Consider the following 17,441-nt stretch of genomic DNA (forward strand, 5'->3'; position numbering starts at 1 on the left):
TGATGCGTCGTCTTTCAATTACTTTATCTTTAGTCGCACTACTACAAAACTTACCAGCGATCGCTCAAACTCCGATACCAGGAAATACTGCTCAAACTCCGATACCAGGAAATACTGCTCAAACTCCGGTACCAGGAAATACTGCTGAAATACCCTCTGATTCTATTCAACAAGTAGTTGCTGCCAAATGGATGACAAATTTTTCCGATGGCAATTTTTATCCAGAAAGGTTTGTGAGTAGAGCAGAATTAGCAGCAATTATGGTGAAAGCATTTCGCTTAGATAAAAGACAAGAGGTTAACAAAGAAAATTTAGCGATTCCAGATGTTCCTCGGTCTTATTGGGCATTTAATGATATACAGACAGTGTTAAAAACTGATATCATGAAAGGCTATCGAGGAAATCAATTTTTTCCTAATCAAAGAGTAACAAAGGCAGAAGCTCTTGCGATTTTCGCCCAAGCTTATGGTGTATTTCAGTTTCCCGATGATGCTGTTGATGAAATTCTGGCTGCATATCCAGATGAAAAGTCTATCCCATCTTGGGCGAGAAAAGCGATCGCCACAGTAGCTACTGAAGGATTTTTGAATACAGACGCTCAAAACAATATTTCCCCATTAAAGCCCGTCACGCGTGGCGATATGGCTTATGTTTTGAGTAAATATTTGCAACGCCAAAAGCAACAACCCGAAACACCAGAGGTTCCGATTATTCCAAATAGCCAACCATCTCCTTAGCTGAATTCTGAATTCACAAGCAAAATAGGCTTTCAGCTATTACGCTTTTAATTTACACAGTCACTTCCTAAATTCATTGACTGCTAACAGTTAACAGTCAACAATATCACCTTTGATTCTGGCCTCTACGTTTTTCTAAAATATCGAGGAGATATGAGGCAGTAGAATTTGGTCGTGTCACCGGCTGTTGTGAGCCATAATTCCCGTAAGTAGACTGTGGTACTTGCGTCGGCTGTTGCAAGCCATAATTTCCGTAAGTAGACTGTGGTACTTGCGTCGGCTGCTGTAAGCCATAATTCCCGTAAGTAGACTGTGGTACTTGCGTCGGCGGCTGCAAGCCATAATTCCCGTAAGTAGACTGTGGTACTTGCGTCGGCGGCTGTAAGCCATAATTCCTGTATCCCGTAGAATTTGTCGGTGGAACAACAGTTTGATTCGGACTCTGGCTAGAGTAAGGTGCAACAGAGTTGACTGAAGGCGTCACTGGTGATTGAATACCATTTAAAGTACTGTAGGGATTTGCCTGCAAGTTTGTAGTGGTTGGGATGTAACCCGTCCCAGGATTTAATCCAGTAGTTGGTATTTGGCTGGATAAGCCGTTCAACGGTAGTATCGGCGTTGTTCCTCCGTTAGAGACGCGCCCCAAAGTATTTGGTTGATTAGCATTAATGCGATTGAAGCCAGACAAATTCTGGTTTGTCGATTCGTTAAGTGCTGCTTGGAGAGGGCTAATGGAGACAGAATTTTGATTTTTGTTAGTTTGATTAGTTAATCCAATTCCCAAGCCAGAAGATGTTTCTTCGTTTTCTGTATCAGAGGCCCCACTAAAAGAAGAGTTGAAACCAATAAACTCGCTATTGCTATCAGCTATCCCAGCACGCAATAAATTTTCTGTTTGTGCAACAAAAGGATTTTTTATAGGTGGAGGAAGTTCGGGATTAACTATTCCTAAACCAGATTTTGATTTGTTATCACTAAGAGACTTTTGTTTATTAATTAGGTCATCTAATAAGCCTTTGCTGTTTTTTTTATCTGCGTTTTCCTTAGGGTTATTTGTTGTTAGTGGCACTGCTTCGTCAAAGTCATTAAACAAGGCTGGCAAGTTATCAATATCCGCTGCAATAGCTTTGTTTTCCTCTGACAGGTAGGAGTCGGCAGGCTTTTGTGAAGCGACTTGTTTTTTTTGCTTATAAACGAAAATATCTGGGTTTGACCAGTATTCCCAGGTTACTAGCCCGACTACAGACAAAAAAATTGCAGTTACCCAAAAGCCAGGTCGCCCTAGATTCCATAACCTGGCTCTGAGATAGCGTAAGTAGGCGGGAGGATAATGACGCTTTGGCATGGGTTTAGTAATTGATATTTACTAGAAATGGTTAACAGTTGAGGTAAGCAGCTTTGTTGTTTGATACTTTTGCCTTTTTACTCAGCAAATATCTCAACTGAAGGTGGATGCTCTAATTTCATCCTAACTGCTCAATAAGTTATTAGTCATTAGCAATTGACATCTAGTAGTCAAAAATTTACGTTTTAACTGTGTGTTCTTTGCATCTAAGTAAGTTGGTGAGAAAAATTAAATGTATATTAAGAAATATAAATTTATGTCAGGTACTTTGTCGCCAATAACGCCAACATCGTTGAAGGTATATATTCTAAAAAATGCTGGAGGATCTCTTTACAGTTCGCTGCAATGGGTTTACTATGCCACCGTACCACTAGATTTACGAGCTCTTACAAAAAACATCGTGGTATCGTTCCAATAGCCTTCTTCGGTTGAAGCTTTATTTATTTCTGTAAAGTATTCCTGTTTACACTGTTCTAACTGTTCCTTTGACCATTTCACATCTTGAAGCCCGAAGGCACTCCTAGCATTGCCAGCCCAAGCACCTGAGGCATCTTGCAAGTAGAAGCCAAATTGCTCAGTTGTGATTTCGATCTCTTCAAATCCAATGGTTTCAAGCAGTTGACAACACCGTTTAGGCGTTCCAAGTAACTTATTGGGATTCGCAATAGTAATACCGTATCGTTGTACCACTGTCCGAAACAAGACAGCCGCAGTTGGGGAGGTTTCGGCAAGACAAGAAAATGCAACAACTCCCCCTGGTTTCAAAGCATTGTGCCATCGACGAAGTGATGTGGGAATATCTGTCAAGTAAACGATTGCGGATGAACAGAGGATGGCATCAAATTGGCTCTCCTGTAATTCTTGTTCATCTGCATCTGCTTCCTCAAATTTGATATTTGTCAGTCCCAAGACCTCAACCTTCTGCTGGGCTTGCTGCAACATTCCCAAAGCAAAGTCAGTCCCTAAAACACGACCTGTAGAACCAACAACCATCGCCGCAGCAATAGCCGCTAGACCAGTTCCAGTAGCGATATCTATAACGTGCTGACCTGATTGTAATTTTGCCAAATCTACTAATCGAGTTGCAGCCCGTTTATGAAACTCAGTCTCGTAGTTTAAACGGCTGTTGAAGTCATTGAGGATTTGCTGTTTGTACGCATTTAGCGATGAGTAAGTCATACTACGTGTACCGTGTCATTTTGAGAAAAATGCTTGGGCAATAATTTGGGCAATAATTAGGATATCTGCAATAGGCTATTAGTTTGTTGGTAATACTAAATATGCTATTCAATATTTTCAAAAATTATAAATCTAATATTTCACCTATAGATGTTCCCTTTAGCTGGTATGTAGTTTGGGGAACATTAAATACTCTAACAGCAGATGTAGTCTGGCGAGATGACAAGTTGGCTGTAATTTCTGCACTAACTACAGAACAATTTGCACTCAGTTATACAGAACAATTTGTGGTGGTTGGGGATGTGTGGTTAAGTAATCGGCTGGAGTTGCTGCAAAAATTAGGAGTTGATCCAAATAGTTTTTCTACAAATAATTGTCAATTGATTGCTGAACTTTGGGAAAAATTTGGTTGCGAATGTCTGAAATTGTTGGAGGGAATGTTTGGGTTAGTAATTTGGGATCGTCACAAACAAGTATTATGGCTGGGACGCGATCGCATTGGTAGCCGGACTCTCTATTACACTACTACTGGTGCAATTCGCGCCATAGCGCCAAAAATGCGATCGCTTGCATTCTATCATTCAAGTGATGTCGATTTGATGGCGTTGCGGGATTATCTCTGCTGCGCCTTTGTACCGGGAGAACGCACGCTTTGGGAACAGGTGCGAGAAGTGCGTCCGGGAACTGTTATCGAAATGCCTGCAAACAAAGTTTATACTTACTGGGAATTGCAACAGCAGATTACAGGGAAAGATGAATCTTTAGTATGGCATGGCGATCGCTTGCGTTCTCTACTAAATCTAGTTATTCAAGAATATTTACCGCAAAATGCACCTGTTGGTGTTTTCCTTTCTGGTGGTTTGGACTCTAGCAGTATCACCGCTTTAGCAGCAAAGTTTCATCATCACCCAGTGCATACTTACTCGATTCATTTTGGTGCTGAATGTCCCAATGAATTAGAGTTTTCTAATTTGGTAGCCGAACATTGTCAAACTCAACACCACATTCTTGAAATTACTTTTAAAGATATGTGGGAATGCCTACCGCAAACAATGGCGTATCTCGACGATCCCATTGGCGATCCGCTGACAGTACCAAATTTTCTTTTGGGAAGAATGGCGCGAGAAAATGTGCAAGTTATCCTCAATGGTGAAGGTGGCGATCCGTGTTTTGGCGGCCCGAAAAATCAGCCGATGCTAATTAATAGTTTATATGGTTCAATTAACAATCAAGATTCATTACAAGCATATCTAATTGCTTTCCAAAAATGTGCATTAGACTTGCCGCAACTTTTTAAACCAGAAGTTTTGACAGCAGTAAAAACAGCACCATCTGTATTTTCATCTGATTTAAATTCTGATGCCAGTTATTTAAATAGGTTAATGGCACTGAATATTAAATTTAAGGGAGCCGATCAAATTTTGACAAAAGTAAATAACTTAACTCAAGCAGTGGGTTTACATGGGCGATCGCCACTTTTTGACCAGCGAGTTGTTGACTTGAGTATGCAAATTCCTCCAGAGTATAAACTTTCAGGAGTAGAAGAAAAAGCAGTACTCAAACAAGCCGTTGCTGATATTTTACCAGAGGCGATTATTCATCGTCCCAAAAGTGGAATGATGGTACCTGTACAGATGGGATTTCGGAAGCATTGGCAACGAGAAGCTAGAAAATTATTGTTAGATAACAAAAGTGCGATCGCGCCTTATTTTAATCAGTCACTACTACGTGATTGGCTAGACTATAAAGGCGATATTTGGGGGCGCTATGGTGTTAAACTTTGGTTATTGGTAAGTTTAGAAATATGGTTGCAGGTAAATAAAAATTAGAGTTTATAGATGAACTAGAAGCACTACCATCAAATCATTAGACCTCTTGCAAAAGTGTTTTTTGCAAGAGGTGGGAAAAGGTAAAAGGTTAAAGGGGAAAGGAAAATACCAAACCTTTCCCCCTTTCCCTTTCCCCTTTTCCCTACTTCTGCAAGAAGTCTATTCATTTTGCAAATCAACGCTAGAATTACTTTATAAATTGCAACAGAACTTGCGAGTTAATCAAAATCTAGAAAAAGGCGATCGCAAGTTATATAGGACTCATATTTGATTTTTGAAATATACGTAAGTGCGTTATGCCTATGGCTAACGCACCATCCAACGACTGAATGTATTGGCTCTGTCTGTTGTCCTTATTTGACAAAAGATTCAGGACGAGATAATCCTGAATCTCTGCCCTTGATCGCCCGCGAGACGAGATTGTTGAAATGGGCGAGTGGTTCTTCCGTTATGTCATGGCGGTCAGGATTAATTACAAAGATCCCATTGGATAGTGCCTTCGATTTCATGCCCTTGTGAGCTGAAATAATGAGATCGTTGTCTTCCTTTTCAAGCACATTGCCTTCCCAGTCCATCAGTGCTTGGGCTTCTTCATCCACCTTACCGTCAATGAAGAAATAATCGCAGATGCCAATCGATTTTTCGGCTGAGACAGGAAGCATATGAAAAGCGAGAAGGTTTTGCTGACCGGGGAAAATATTGAAGGTTAGATTAGGCCACAGCCACCAACCGAAAAACTCTACCTGTGAGTTTTCCTTGAGCGTGAAATTGTAGGCGGTATTATTAGTCCGCCCAGCCGGGGCCCTTGTAGCCAGATGAAAGGGAAACAGCTCGATCTTGAATTCCTTGATTCGTATCAGATCGACCAGAGCTGGATGGGTTGGAGTGCAATGATAGCATTCAAGATAGTTTTCGATCATAATCTTCCAGTTGCCATCAACTTTGGCAACAAACCTTTTTGCGAAGCGCAAGCGATCGAGTGCCGGCAAACGACTACGTAAATCTTGGAAGGCATCGGCAAATAAATCCTTTACCGATAGACCGCCTGGACGCAGGCGAACAAAGACGAAGCCGTGCATACTTTCGATCTCGATCGGTACAAAGCTGCGATTGCTCTTAGGCAGAGCTTCCAGGTCGTTCACTCCAGGCGCGTGGCGCAAAAAGCCGTCGCAATTATAAGTCCAGGCATGATAGGGGCAGGTGAAATGTGTGGATTGTCCGCAGCCTTCGACAATGAGGTGACCGCGATGAACGCAGACATTGTAGAAGCCGCGAATCACATTGTCAGTACCCCGAACGAATAGAAGCGGTTTGTCACCTATTTCAAATGTTACGTAGCTGCCACGCTCTGGAAGTTGCGATTCATGGAGCGCATAAATCCATTCTTGATGGAATATCTTATCAATCTCAAGATTGAAACGCTCTGGATCTGAATAATCAGAGGCATTTAAAGTCGGGATAAATTGAGTTTGTTTGGTGTAGTTCATATGGAAAACTCCTACTTTATTGTTTATCGATGAATCTTCAATTTTGAATGCCCGACTTTTAAATTATTTTGGTCAGAAGCATTCAAAATAACTGAAATCCTTCTCTTTACCTTCTTTACCAAAACTTTTTGATTGACTGGCTATCTTCACTTATTTTCAATTGTTTGACTTTCACTCTGTTGCTGTATTAAGGAAATACTTGATACAGATGTCAGAATTAAAATTGCTCCTAACCACTGTAAAATTACTAAATTTTCGTTTAGAAATAGGTATGCAGCACCAAGGGCAAAAACAGGGATTAGAGTCAGGAATAAACCAGCGGTGCTTGCAGATACATCCTTTAAAGCTATGAGATAGAACCAAAATGCAAGCGCATACTGAATAATCCCAGAAGCGATCGCTAATATCCATATTTCTAGATTTAGTGATGAAAAATCCATAACTTCATGACTCAATATTCCTGTGAACCAAATAAGTGTTGTCGAGATGAAACCAGCAGTTTGTTGTACGGCTGCTAAAGATAGTGGTGAAATATTTTTATTATTTCCTATTATTTTGTGAGATAAAATTACATAAATTGCAGCACAAAATGTACCGAGTAAAATTAACATATCACCAATAAATGAAAACTTACTATCTTTAATAATAGTGATATCAACAACGACAATCAAGATTACTCCTGTGAATGCTAATACTGTAAACAATAACAAGTGTTTAGTTATTCTTTCACGTAAGAATAACCAGGAAATAAAAATAATGAAAACAGGTTCTGTACTACTAATTATTGATGCGTTGCTTGCAGTAGTGAGGGTTAATCCGAGCAAACCAAAAGTATATGCAAGTCCTGGTTCTAGGATACCAGTAAAACTATATCTAATAGTTTTCCAGTTTAGAGATGGATGTCGATTTATAATTAACACTGCTATCCAGAGAAAAGTAATGCTTGCTGCAAGTTGAATTACTAATAGATGAAGTGGAGGAATATACTCCAATCCAGCTTTACTCATGACTGTAGCAAATCCCCAGCAAGCAGAGGAGAGAATCATAAATCCTATAGCTCTCGCCTTAGTAAAATTGATCGAAAATAACATATTTGATATGCCTTATGCAGAATTAATCAATTATTGTTGGTCGCTAAAACATCATAAAAACTAAATTCTTTAGTTTTTGGGTAGGCTCTTAAAACGACAGATAAGTGTAGCGACTAAGACTCTGTTCGTAAGTTTGTAGCAGTTTTTGAAATTCGGTTAAGGAAATGCGCTTTTCTTCTAAAGCTTTCTCGCAACGTTGACGAATATTCTCCACCATATCTTCTGTGTCATACTGTACATAGCTTAGGACTTCGCTCATGGTGTCACCTTTGACAACGTGTTGAATTTGGTAGCCTTTGGGTGTTAACTGGATATGAATTGCGTTGGTATTACCAAATAAGTTGTGCAAATTACCCATGATTTCTTGGTAAGCTCCATTGAGGAACATGCCTAAATAGTAGGGTTCTTCTGACTTGAAGGTGTGCAGTTCTAAAACTGACTTGACATCACGTCGGTTAATAAAGAGGTCAATTTTGCCATCACTATCACAGGTGAGGTCTGCCAAGATTCCTCGCTGTATAGGTTCTTCATCCAGACGGTGTATCGGCATAATGGGAAATACCTGGTCGATCGCCCAACAATCTGGTGCTGATTGGAACACTGAAAGATTAATGTAGTAAATGGAAGCCATGATTTTTTCTAGGTTTTCCAATTCATCGGGTACGTATTCCTGTTGTCTAGCGATCTTCAATATTTTTTGACAACAAGCCCAGTAAAGTCGCTCAGACTTGGCTCGTTCTTTGAGGTGCAGAATTCCTAAATTGAAGCGGCTGATGGCTTCTTCTTTAAATTGAACAGCGTCGTGGTAGAACTCTTGATAATTCTCTTGATTAATGGATTGATAAGTTTCCCATAGGTATTTGATGGCTGGGGATTCTCCTTCTTGTGGGGGTTCTGGTAAATCCAGAGGCACATCACTAGTACTAAGAACATCAAAAATTAATACTGACTGGTGGGAAGCGATCGCTCGTCCACTTTCGCTAATTAATGTTGGCACCGGTATGTGCCGTTCTGCACAGATATCTTTTAACTTTGCGACAATATCATTGGCATAGTTTTGCATACTGTAGTTCTTCGAGGTGTAGAAGTTGGTTTGAGAGCCGTCATAATCTACACCTAAGCCACCACCGACATCCAGATACTTCATGTCTGCTCCGAGTGTCGCTAACTCTACATAAATACGGCTAGCTTCTTGAATGGCATTTTTAATCACATTGATGGAAGAAATTTGTGAGCCAATGTGAAAATGCATCAACTGTAAAAAATCCAACAAGTTAGCTTCTCGTAATTTGTTAACAACCTCCATAATTTCAGGAATTGTCAGCCCAAACTTAGCGCGATCGCCTGTAGATGTTCCCCAACGCCCTATCCCTTGGGTACTTAATTTGGCGCGAACTCCTAAAATTGGTTTAATTCCTAACTCGCGGTTAGCTGCAATCACCAAATTGACTTCTTCTACCTGTTCTAGAACTATAATTAGTGTTTGTCCTAGTCTTTGGGCTAACATCGCTGTTTCGATGTATTCTCGGTCTTTATAGCCGTTGCAAACTAACAATGCTCCTGGTGTATCTAGCATGGCTAGAACAATCATTAATTCTGGTTTAGAACCGACTTCTAATCCAAATTGGTGCGGTTTGCCAAATTTGACTAAATCTTCAATTAAATGCCGTTCTTGGTTACATTTAATGGGAAAAACGCCACGATAAACGCCAGAGTAATTGTAATGAGCGATCGCTTTGTTAAAACAAGCGTTCAATCGCTCAATTCTGTCTTCTAAAATATCCGAGAAGCGAATTAATAAGGGAAGTTCTAAGTTACGCTGCTTTAAGGCGTTGACTAACTCAAACAAGTCTAGAGAACCCCCGCGATCGCCCTTGGGAGAAACTGTGATATGACCGGCCTCATTAATGGAAAAATAAGGCTGTCCCCAACCTTCGATGCGATACAGTGCTTCGCTATCTTCAATTGTCCAGGAGCTAGGCAATTTTCTTTTTGCAATTGGTATCAATTGCTCTTGATTAGTCTTTAGCTCAGATTTGAGTCTATCAGTTACATTAGTAGCTGAGTTTTCCAGCTCGATTTCAGTGGCTATCAATTGAAAGCTCATTTTTTCAAGAACCTTTATGAATACTTTTGTTGCTGATTAATATACTTATTTAAGCCATACTTTACTCAGTAGTGAAAAAGCAGTAAGGCAATAAGCATTTAAATTTCATACTTTAATTACCAAGTTGAAATCGTAAAATAGTCGTTGCAACTTGTTAATCAAATTAATCTGTAAGCTAAGTTAGAAAAACTAGCTGTTAGTCTGTATTAGATAGAGATTAAACCAAACTTGTACTTGAATAATAGATAAAATTTATTTATGCAAATTAAAAAATCGGTAAATTATTAGGCATCAATTAAAAGAAAAAACGCAATATTTAGGCTGGTTAATTAATAACTGCTAAACTTTTTTATAATAATTTAATAATTCTATAAAACTAAATATATCAGATGGATATTATTTTATTTATTAATCTTAGGTTAAATATTGATTACAGCTAATTTATAATGGTTAAGAGTTAGGGTAACTCATCTAAGAGCTGATTTGTAAATAAAAGCTCGGATCGCCATTGCAACTTTAAGGTAGCTTTGACTACAGCTTGTAGGGCGCAGTCTTCCATTGTGGATATGGAAAGCAGGGTTTGTCAGCTTTCCGTGGTTTAGGTATCTAAACTCTACGTGTTGGTTGCATCGACTCCTGCTGTCTTTTTACCAGTATTATCTTGTGTTACCCTTCTGACTGCTACTACCCTATTCGACCAAGACTTCATTAAAATTCGCTGGAGTTTAAGGACTCGCTTGATAATCACCATAACGCGAAGTGGTGTAGATGCGTTTTTGCAACTTAAAGACACGTGAATCTCCAACGGAGGTACACATTAGACCTCTTGCAAAAAAAAACTTTTGCACTCTTGTGGGAAAAGGGATACATGTTAAAGGGGAAAGGAAAATACCAAACCTTTCCCCCTTTCCCCGACTTCTGCAAGAAGTCTATTATTTAACCAAAACTTTGAACAACGTAGATATCATTTCCTCTATCGCCAGCTAAAAATAAGCCACTGTCAGCACTTTCAATATTTTGGCTACCAGCAATACCTTTTTGCAAAATTTGAATTAGCCTATGGGGAGTGAAAGATTCCAATTCTACAAACTTGCCAGATTCCAAAAATTCTATTTCTTCAGCAGATAAATTTTGACGAATTTCTCCAGTTAATTTTTTTGCCGCTTGTGCGGATTCTGGAGAAGATTGAATAAACATTCCGCGCTTAGCAGCAATAATTTGGCGTGGTGTAAGTCCAATATCAATAATTATAATATTGCTATCTTTAAACCATTTAGGGCTAGTGCGTAGATGGTGAACTAAACCGATTCCTTGGGGACTACAATCATGGAGTGCATAGACTTTCAGATCGGGATTGCGACGTAGCATTTGCATCATAGTTTCAAAAATACCTTGAGGATAACCAGTGATGCTCAGGATTGCACAGTTATTTTCAAAATGGAAATTATTAGCGATTAATAGTTGAGCAATAGTAGCGCGATCGCAAACTATTAACCTATCAAAACTGTAAGCTGTAACATCAGGATTAAATGTAGCCAAAGTGTTGTCTTCGCGGGGAGAAGGAAGAATTTTGACAATTAAACCATTAATCTGCCGCCAGCGATTTACCCAATTTTCAAACTCGTTTTGAGAAAATAAAAATTCCTGTGTTGATAGCCCTGAGTTTTGTAGCTGTTGAGTTCCCAAGTATATCGATACCATTCCCATGAGGACGCTCAAGGTAAATGCATAGAACGAACCGATAATCAATATGCTGGCAGAAATTCCTCCACCTAGAATTATAATTCCGATAATCTGTAAAGCTCTAGCATTGGCTCTGCGACTTTTGAGGCTAAGTTTACTAGAATCGCTATCCTGAAAAATCTTAAAAATATAAACAGCATTAAAAATAAACAGTAACAAGGCGACAATCTCTTGATTGCCACCAGTTATATTAACCGACCAAAAACCTATAAATCCACTCAATGTCAGATAACCTAAAAACAAGTTCAATCCTGAAGAAAATGACTTACCTCCAAGACGCATATTTAAAAAATAAAATAGTTGTTTGGGTGTAAAAAATAAAGTATTATTAGCAGAAATATCAGATAAAATTTTGGCGAATAAAGGGTCAGTAATTTTAACTTTGCTCATACTCGTCGGTTCAAAAGCAAACGGATGATTGCATTTTACACACTGACCTTGATTAGCTGTTCGGTCTTTTAATTTATTATCAGTTCCGCATTTAATACACTTCATAATTTTGATTGGATATTAATAGTGAATCGTTAGCTATCCAACACCTGATTCGCCAACAGAACATTGTAGTCTTCCCGTTGACGAATTAGGCGATGTCTGCCATTTTCTAACAATACTTCCGCAGGTTTAGGGCGGTGTAAAAAGTGAGATGACATAGCATAGCCATAAGCACCCACATCGAAAATTGCAATAACATCACCAATTTCTAATGCTGGAAGTTGGCAATTTTTCCCTAGATAATCTCTTGAGTAAGTTGTGTTACCGCAAACATCAGTTGTGAATAGGGACTGGGGACTGGGGATTGGGCATTGGGGAGTGGGGAGTTGTTTTTTCCAGGTGATGATTTCTCGGTAGCCACCGTGTACTGAAGGTACTGAAAGATTAGCAACGGTGGTGTCAACTCCAAGAATTTGTTTGTCTTTTTGCCATTTTACAGAAACAACTTGAGCAAGCATTGTTGCACATCCAGCGATCGCAGCTCGTCCCGGTTCAATTACCAAATCAATTTTCCTTGTTAAACATGCAATTTTCTTGCTTAACTCAGCCCCAAATATTTCCCAGTCAAACCCTACTGCGTTGTGATGATAGGGATAGCCAAAGCCACCACCAAAATCAAGATATTCCCAATCTGGCAAAAGTTGTGCTGTAGCAATTACTTTATCAATTACCTGGGTGAAAGCTGCTGTCGCATTCGTTCCTGTCCCTCGATAGAAATGTAAACCACTTAGCTTCACTCCCACCTCACCAGTCAAAGCGATCGCCTCACCAAATTCATCAGGAGGCACGCCAATGCGGCTATTTCCGGTAATTTCTGGCAAATTCAAGCGTAAACCCAGCCGGGGAGGTAGGGAACCATAGGGGCAGGGGGGCGCAGGGGAAGTTGTACTGTCAGTTAAGACTTCACAACACAACCGCAACTGATCCAAACTATCTAAATTGAGAGTTGTGACTCCCCAATTTAAAACTTGTATCATCTCTGCCCGGTTTAAATTGCTCCCACTGTAGACAATCTCGCTGGGATGAAAACCTGCTTGCAAACCCAGAAAAATATCTCCTGGCGTATTAGCGTGGAGTCCCCAGCCAGCCGAGCGAAAAATTTTTAACAGGGCAATGTTACCATTAGTGACGCTGGCAAAGCAAAATTGTGTATGAGGATAGCTGACAGCCCCAGTTATATACTCAATAGTTTGGCGTAAGCGATCGCCATCATAAACATAAAGCGGAGAACCATAATTACTGATTAACTCCTGCGCCTGTTCCTCAGAAAATGGCGGACTAAGGGAAGTTTGAAACTTAAAAAATTTGTTAGTCTCCATAATTTCAACTTAGTTGCTCAGTCTATAAATTACGAATTACGAATTATTTTGTAGTTTTTCCATAGCCAACGGGGTAACCAAAACGGATGATTCCAAGATTGTTTGCTGAAGTTTTCATTTAAGAACTGCGATCGCCAAAGTTGCCACATAATTAATAACCAGAGAATTTCACCAATCCGACGGCCTTGAATAGCTGCTCCCAATTTACCTTCGACAATTTGGGCGGCTATGTCTGGATAAAAATGATTGTTAGCACGCAGTATTTCGGGATTTAGCCAAACACCAATTTGATGCCAAAAATCATTTAAACACCATGAAGTTAAAGGAACTCCCATACCACGCTTTTGTCGCCAAACAATTTCGGGCGGTAGCCAATTTTCTACAGCACGTTTGAGGATATATTTTTCACAGGCTCCCTGTAAGCAAAGTTCTCCAGACAAACGGAATGTCCAATTTGCTAAATCTAGATTACAAAAAGGCGATCGCACCCACAATCCATTAGCCAACCCCAAAGCACTAGCACGAGGATGGATATTCTGCGCCCCTTTGAGCATCAAACTAGCACGCCGGAGACGATGCAGCAAAGATGGACACTCAGTAGCATCGAGAGCCGTCAATAACCAATCTTCAGGATGCAAATTTTGTATCTTGCCATATATTTCTGGCTGATAAACTTGAGACTCGTAGCCGCAAAGACGGTGAAAAGTCCGGAGATATTGCTGGATAAAAGTTTCCTCTCCGGCGGGATTTTCTGACTGATAAACACCTGCGGCAATTAAAGGTTTATTCGTCCAACCGGCAAATAATTGATCTCCACCTTCCCCATTAAAAATTATCTGAGTTTCTTGACTAGCTCTTTGAGATAGCAGATACAACGGAACACACACGCCATCACCAAAAGGTAAATCCAATGCTTCCACAGTAGGAATTAAAGCATTTTTGATGTCATTTGGCTGTGCTGCTACTTTTACTAAAGGAATTTTCAGAAATTGCGCCACTTGTTCTGCATAGGGATATTCTGGAATCCCTGCATTACCAAAATCCAAAGTGTAAGCGCGGACTTTCACCCCTGCTTGCACCAGTAGCGCCGCCACCACAGAAGAATCAAGCCCGCCAGAGAGAAACACCCCAACAGGTTCATCGCTTAAATCAGCAATTTGTTGCTCAATGGAATTTTTCAGAAGGACTTGCAATTCTTCAATTGCTGTAGCTTCATCTGTTAATTGTTCTGGGGCTTGTCGCCAAGAATTGATATTTTTAGATTTAGGTATTTGAAGTATATTAAAATTGCGATCGCCAAAGGCGGGGCGTAGCCCATCGCGCCAAATCAACTCAGTCCCAGTCGGAACTGCAAACACTCCATTCACAGGAGTTAAAGGTGTCGGAACATAAGAAAAACAACTATAGCCGTATAAACCAGGAATACTAATATCTGGTTGTTGCAAAATCGGTAAGAGTAGTTTTAGTTGAGTTGCAAACCAAATTACTTGTGCTTGTACAGTCCAATACAAAGGCATCTTTCCGAAAGGTTCTCTGCCCAAAATCAGGCAATTATTTTCCTCCAGACTTACCCAAGCATCAGGCGAACTGAATATTCCTGACGCCGAAACACCAGCAATTTGATTTTTTAACAGTGAATAATTTCTATCCAGTCCTATATAAACAACATTCCAAACAGGAAGAAGATGATTTTCTTGTTGAGAGAACTGACTCAGGCCTAACCCCCCTTTCCCTGTTATGGAAGGTAAAAAAGCCTCTCCCCTCGTAGGGGAGAGGTTTGGAGAGAGGTTTTCCAAAACACCAGTTAACAGCGCTTCCAATTGATGTTGAGCGCCGTAACCCCAATACCCAAGAAAATGATGTGGGATGTTGCCCATATTGGACTAGTTCACTTGAAAGGTTTCATCGCTAATTTGACGGCCTTCCAAAAACATTTGCACCTGCCATTTGCCAACAGTTGCAGCTGAATTAATCGTGTGGCGACACTGAGTATTCCAAACAGAGGTATTAATTTCGCGGGTTTGATAGCTGTTTTGCTTGACAATTTGACCGCTTGGATCAATCCAATTACAAGAGAGAGCTAGTTTTTTACCCAACGGTGCATCCTTCAAGGTGACACGATAAAAAACTTCTGGATTAGTTTGGCGGGAAATTGTGTTTAAATTACCGCTATTATTTTGTGCCAAACTAACGCTGTCTTGTTGAGCAGAAACACGAGCAAGTGCAGAATTTTGTTGCTGCATAACAAATATTGTAGATGCACTCACCACTGCTAAGAATGCTACCACCCCAGAGGTAATCCATCGATTTTGGCTCTGTTGCACTGAGAGTGCTTGCCGACGATTCAACTGAACTACAGCTTCATCTAATAACTCAGGCGGTAAGTTCATCTCCTGTAAAATTTCTTTAACTTGCTGTTGGTCTAATTCTGCTTCTCGACGCGTTTGCAGACTTTCGACTTCAGTTACTATTTGTGCTAATTCCTCTTGAGTCAGTCGCGGCGTCATAGCATAACTCCTGTTTAAAAAAGTTGATGGCGCTTGTTGATAATGTGCAATACAAAGAGTGTTTGGGAGAAGATACCCTACTGAATTGCAAAAAATTACTATATATTCCGATGGATCGCATCATAAACTACAAGTTTAGTTAATTGCTTTTCGGATTTTTTCCCAAAATTTTTGTCAAATCGGCCAGCCAGTCACCAGATTTTGAGGTTTTAAGATTACCCGATTAAAGCTGCTTTGTCGTAGGGATTGCTGTTTTGATTATAATGAGGTCTTTTGGTGAATGCTAAAGTGCGTAGTTTACCGCCGTAGGCATCGCTCCTAACAGCGAAAACCACACCCAAGACACCTATTATCATTAAACCCAGTGCTGAATTAGCTTCCAAAAACTGATTAATTCTATCTGGAAACCCTTAATCCCAATATTAATTGTTTATTTTTTTAACATTATTGAAAAGTTTCGATAATTTTGTTTGTGAAATGTATCGAAAAATATGATATAAATTCTTAAAACTTTAAACTTCTTTATTTACACCAATAGCTAGTTCCTTTTTGCTATGTTTCAGCTGTTTCCAAAGCACCTTAATTTGCTCGTAAGCTTCTTCAGTAGATAATTTTCCACCTGTTTGTAGACAAGTGATGTAAGTAATTTTTTGGGCAAACTCTTGCAAGTTGGCATTAAACACCAAATTCTCTGGCTCGAACTTCCCATAATACCGACTACGAGGGTAAAGGAAGTTGTTCTTGTATTCTGAGTTGGGGTCTGTCATGATTTTCCTCTCCGTAATCTTTACTAGAGCTATAGACTTAACTTTTTTCCAAGTCTAAATACACACCAGAAATTCAAATTCCAGAATCACTGCTCAAAATCAAGCACATTGGATGTTAAGAATGTTGACTAAGGAGTTATAGCAGGCAATAGGCAACGGGCAAAAGGCAAGAGATTTGAAAGGTGTCGGCGTTTTACCATCCGTTTATATCCTAAGCTAACTGGCAACTGCTATATTATTCTCTCCTCCACTCCCTGCCCCTCATCTTCTCCATACCCAATGCCCAATGCCCCATACTATTTAGCAATGTCTTCAAAGTCTGTTATCGCATAAGCAAACTCTCTAAAAGCTGTCTTAATTAGAACCTCCTTAGTTCCTCTTTCGAGGGAAGAATTGCGTATGAGATCTGTTAATTCTATAAACAATAGAGAAAACATAAAACGATCTTGGCGATCGACTTGCTTCAAGCAAGAGAATATAAACTCATAAAGCTCTGTTTTTCTCGGCTTAGTTTGTTCATCCCATATCTGCAACCCAAGCCGAAAAGTCCTCAAACGGATTTCATTAGTATTGTAGGACGCGTCTTTGTAGCGCACTGATAGGCGTTGGGGTAAGTCCATGAGTTTTAGCTATGCATATTTAATGTAAGGTAATTATTCACTTATATTTCGCCTCATCCGGAAAAATTTCCATAGAGCATAGGGGATTGGTTATATCGTGTTCGGGTGAAGACTTATCATTAGGACTGACGCTCTGACGCGGAGAAATTTTAATAATAAGTGATTATCCAAACTTGATATTATTCCCTAAGTCCCCGTGTCCCCGCGTCGCCCCATCT

At 39.8% G+C, this 17,441-nt stretch carries 15 protein-coding genes; 2 read left to right on the forward strand and 13 right to left on the reverse strand.

The genetic code is table 11. The features are described from left to right. The first annotated feature begins 2 nt into the window (after positions 1 to 2). On the forward strand, positions 3 to 737 hold the full coding sequence (locus H6H03_RS14530; RefSeq protein ID WP_190955877.1) for an S-layer homology domain-containing protein: 735 nt from the start codon (positions 3 to 5) through the stop codon (positions 735 to 737). Between the two features lie 106 nt (positions 738 to 843). On the opposite strand, the gene H6H03_RS14535 is transcribed toward H6H03_RS14530, so the two are convergent. Together H6H03_RS14535 and H6H03_RS14540 are read right to left on the reverse strand one after the other, a co-directional pair. Continuing rightward, on the reverse strand, positions 844 to 2,082 hold the full coding sequence (locus H6H03_RS14535; protein WP_190955800.1) for a hypothetical protein: 1,239 nt from the start codon (positions 2,080 to 2,082) through the stop codon (positions 844 to 846). 354 nt (positions 2,083 to 2,436) lie between these two features. Continuing rightward, positions 2,437 to 3,261, reverse strand: coding sequence for a class I SAM-dependent methyltransferase (locus tag H6H03_RS14540; protein ID WP_190955801.1), 825 nt, complete (start codon positions 3,259 to 3,261; stop codon positions 2,437 to 2,439). Between the two features lie 101 nt (positions 3,262 to 3,362). Here H6H03_RS14540 and H6H03_RS14545 point away from each other — a divergent pair, with 101 nt between their 5' ends. Continuing rightward, positions 3,363 to 5,090, forward strand: coding sequence for an asparagine synthetase B family protein (locus H6H03_RS14545; protein ID WP_190955802.1), 1,728 nt, complete (start codon positions 3,363 to 3,365; stop codon positions 5,088 to 5,090). Positions 5,091 to 5,443: 353 nt separating this feature from the next. Here H6H03_RS14545 and H6H03_RS14550 read toward each other — a convergent pair whose 3' ends face one another. From H6H03_RS14550 to H6H03_RS14600, 11 genes are all read right to left on the reverse strand, one after another. Beyond that, positions 5,444 to 6,577, reverse strand: a complete 1,134-nt coding sequence (locus H6H03_RS14550; protein ID WP_190955803.1) for an aromatic ring-hydroxylating oxygenase subunit alpha — start codon at positions 6,575 to 6,577, stop codon at positions 5,444 to 5,446. Between the two features lie 146 nt (positions 6,578 to 6,723). Further along, entirely contained in the window at positions 6,724 to 7,668 is a 945-nt protein-coding gene (locus H6H03_RS14555; protein WP_313931844.1) for a DMT family transporter, read from the reverse strand. An 88-nt stretch (positions 7,669 to 7,756) separates the two neighbouring features. Next, the gene (speA, locus tag H6H03_RS14560) at positions 7,757 to 9,775 is read right to left on the reverse strand and encodes a biosynthetic arginine decarboxylase (protein WP_190955805.1); all 2,019 of its coding nucleotides are present in this window, start codon (positions 9,773 to 9,775) and stop codon (positions 7,757 to 7,759) included. 613 nt (positions 9,776 to 10,388) lie between these two features. After that, positions 10,389 to 10,568: a reverse transcriptase N-terminal domain-containing protein gene (locus H6H03_RS41775; RefSeq protein WP_313931845.1), complete on the reverse strand. Its 180-nt coding sequence runs from the start codon at positions 10,566 to 10,568 to the stop codon at positions 10,389 to 10,391. A gap of 143 nt (positions 10,569 to 10,711) precedes the next feature. Continuing rightward, on the reverse strand, positions 10,712 to 11,908 hold the full coding sequence (locus H6H03_RS14570; protein ID WP_242057710.1) for a hypothetical protein: 1,197 nt from the start codon (positions 11,906 to 11,908) through the stop codon (positions 10,712 to 10,714). Positions 11,909 to 12,042: 134 nt separating this feature from the next. Next, positions 12,043 to 13,329 (reverse strand): diaminopimelate decarboxylase family protein, encoded by a 1,287-nt coding sequence (locus H6H03_RS14575; RefSeq protein WP_190955807.1) that lies wholly within the window; start codon positions 13,327 to 13,329, stop codon positions 12,043 to 12,045. Positions 13,330 to 13,358: 29 nt separating this feature from the next. Then, entirely contained in the window at positions 13,359 to 15,206 is a 1,848-nt protein-coding gene (locus tag H6H03_RS14580; RefSeq protein ID WP_190955808.1) for an asparagine synthetase B family protein, read from the reverse strand. Between the two features lie 6 nt (positions 15,207 to 15,212). Then, complete coding sequence (locus H6H03_RS14585; RefSeq protein WP_190955809.1) at positions 15,213 to 15,836, reverse strand: DUF3859 domain-containing protein; 624 nt, start codon at positions 15,834 to 15,836, stop codon at positions 15,213 to 15,215. A gap of 215 nt (positions 15,837 to 16,051) precedes the next feature. Beyond that, positions 16,052 to 16,219, reverse strand: coding sequence for a hypothetical protein (locus H6H03_RS14590; RefSeq protein ID WP_190955810.1), 168 nt, complete (start codon positions 16,217 to 16,219; stop codon positions 16,052 to 16,054). Between the two features lie 129 nt (positions 16,220 to 16,348). After that, positions 16,349 to 16,603 (reverse strand): DUF7219 family protein, encoded by a 255-nt coding sequence (locus tag H6H03_RS14595; RefSeq protein ID WP_190955811.1) that lies wholly within the window; start codon positions 16,601 to 16,603, stop codon positions 16,349 to 16,351. A gap of 296 nt (positions 16,604 to 16,899) precedes the next feature. Further along, the gene (locus H6H03_RS14600) at positions 16,900 to 17,223 is read right to left on the reverse strand and encodes a hypothetical protein (RefSeq protein WP_190955812.1); all 324 of its coding nucleotides are present in this window, start codon (positions 17,221 to 17,223) and stop codon (positions 16,900 to 16,902) included. Positions 17,224 to 17,441 lie beyond the last annotated feature (218 nt).

The organism is Nostoc paludosum FACHB-159 (genome assembly GCF_014698835.1).
Lineage (GTDB): Bacteria > Cyanobacteriota > Cyanobacteriia > Cyanobacteriales > Nostocaceae > Nostoc > Nostoc paludosum.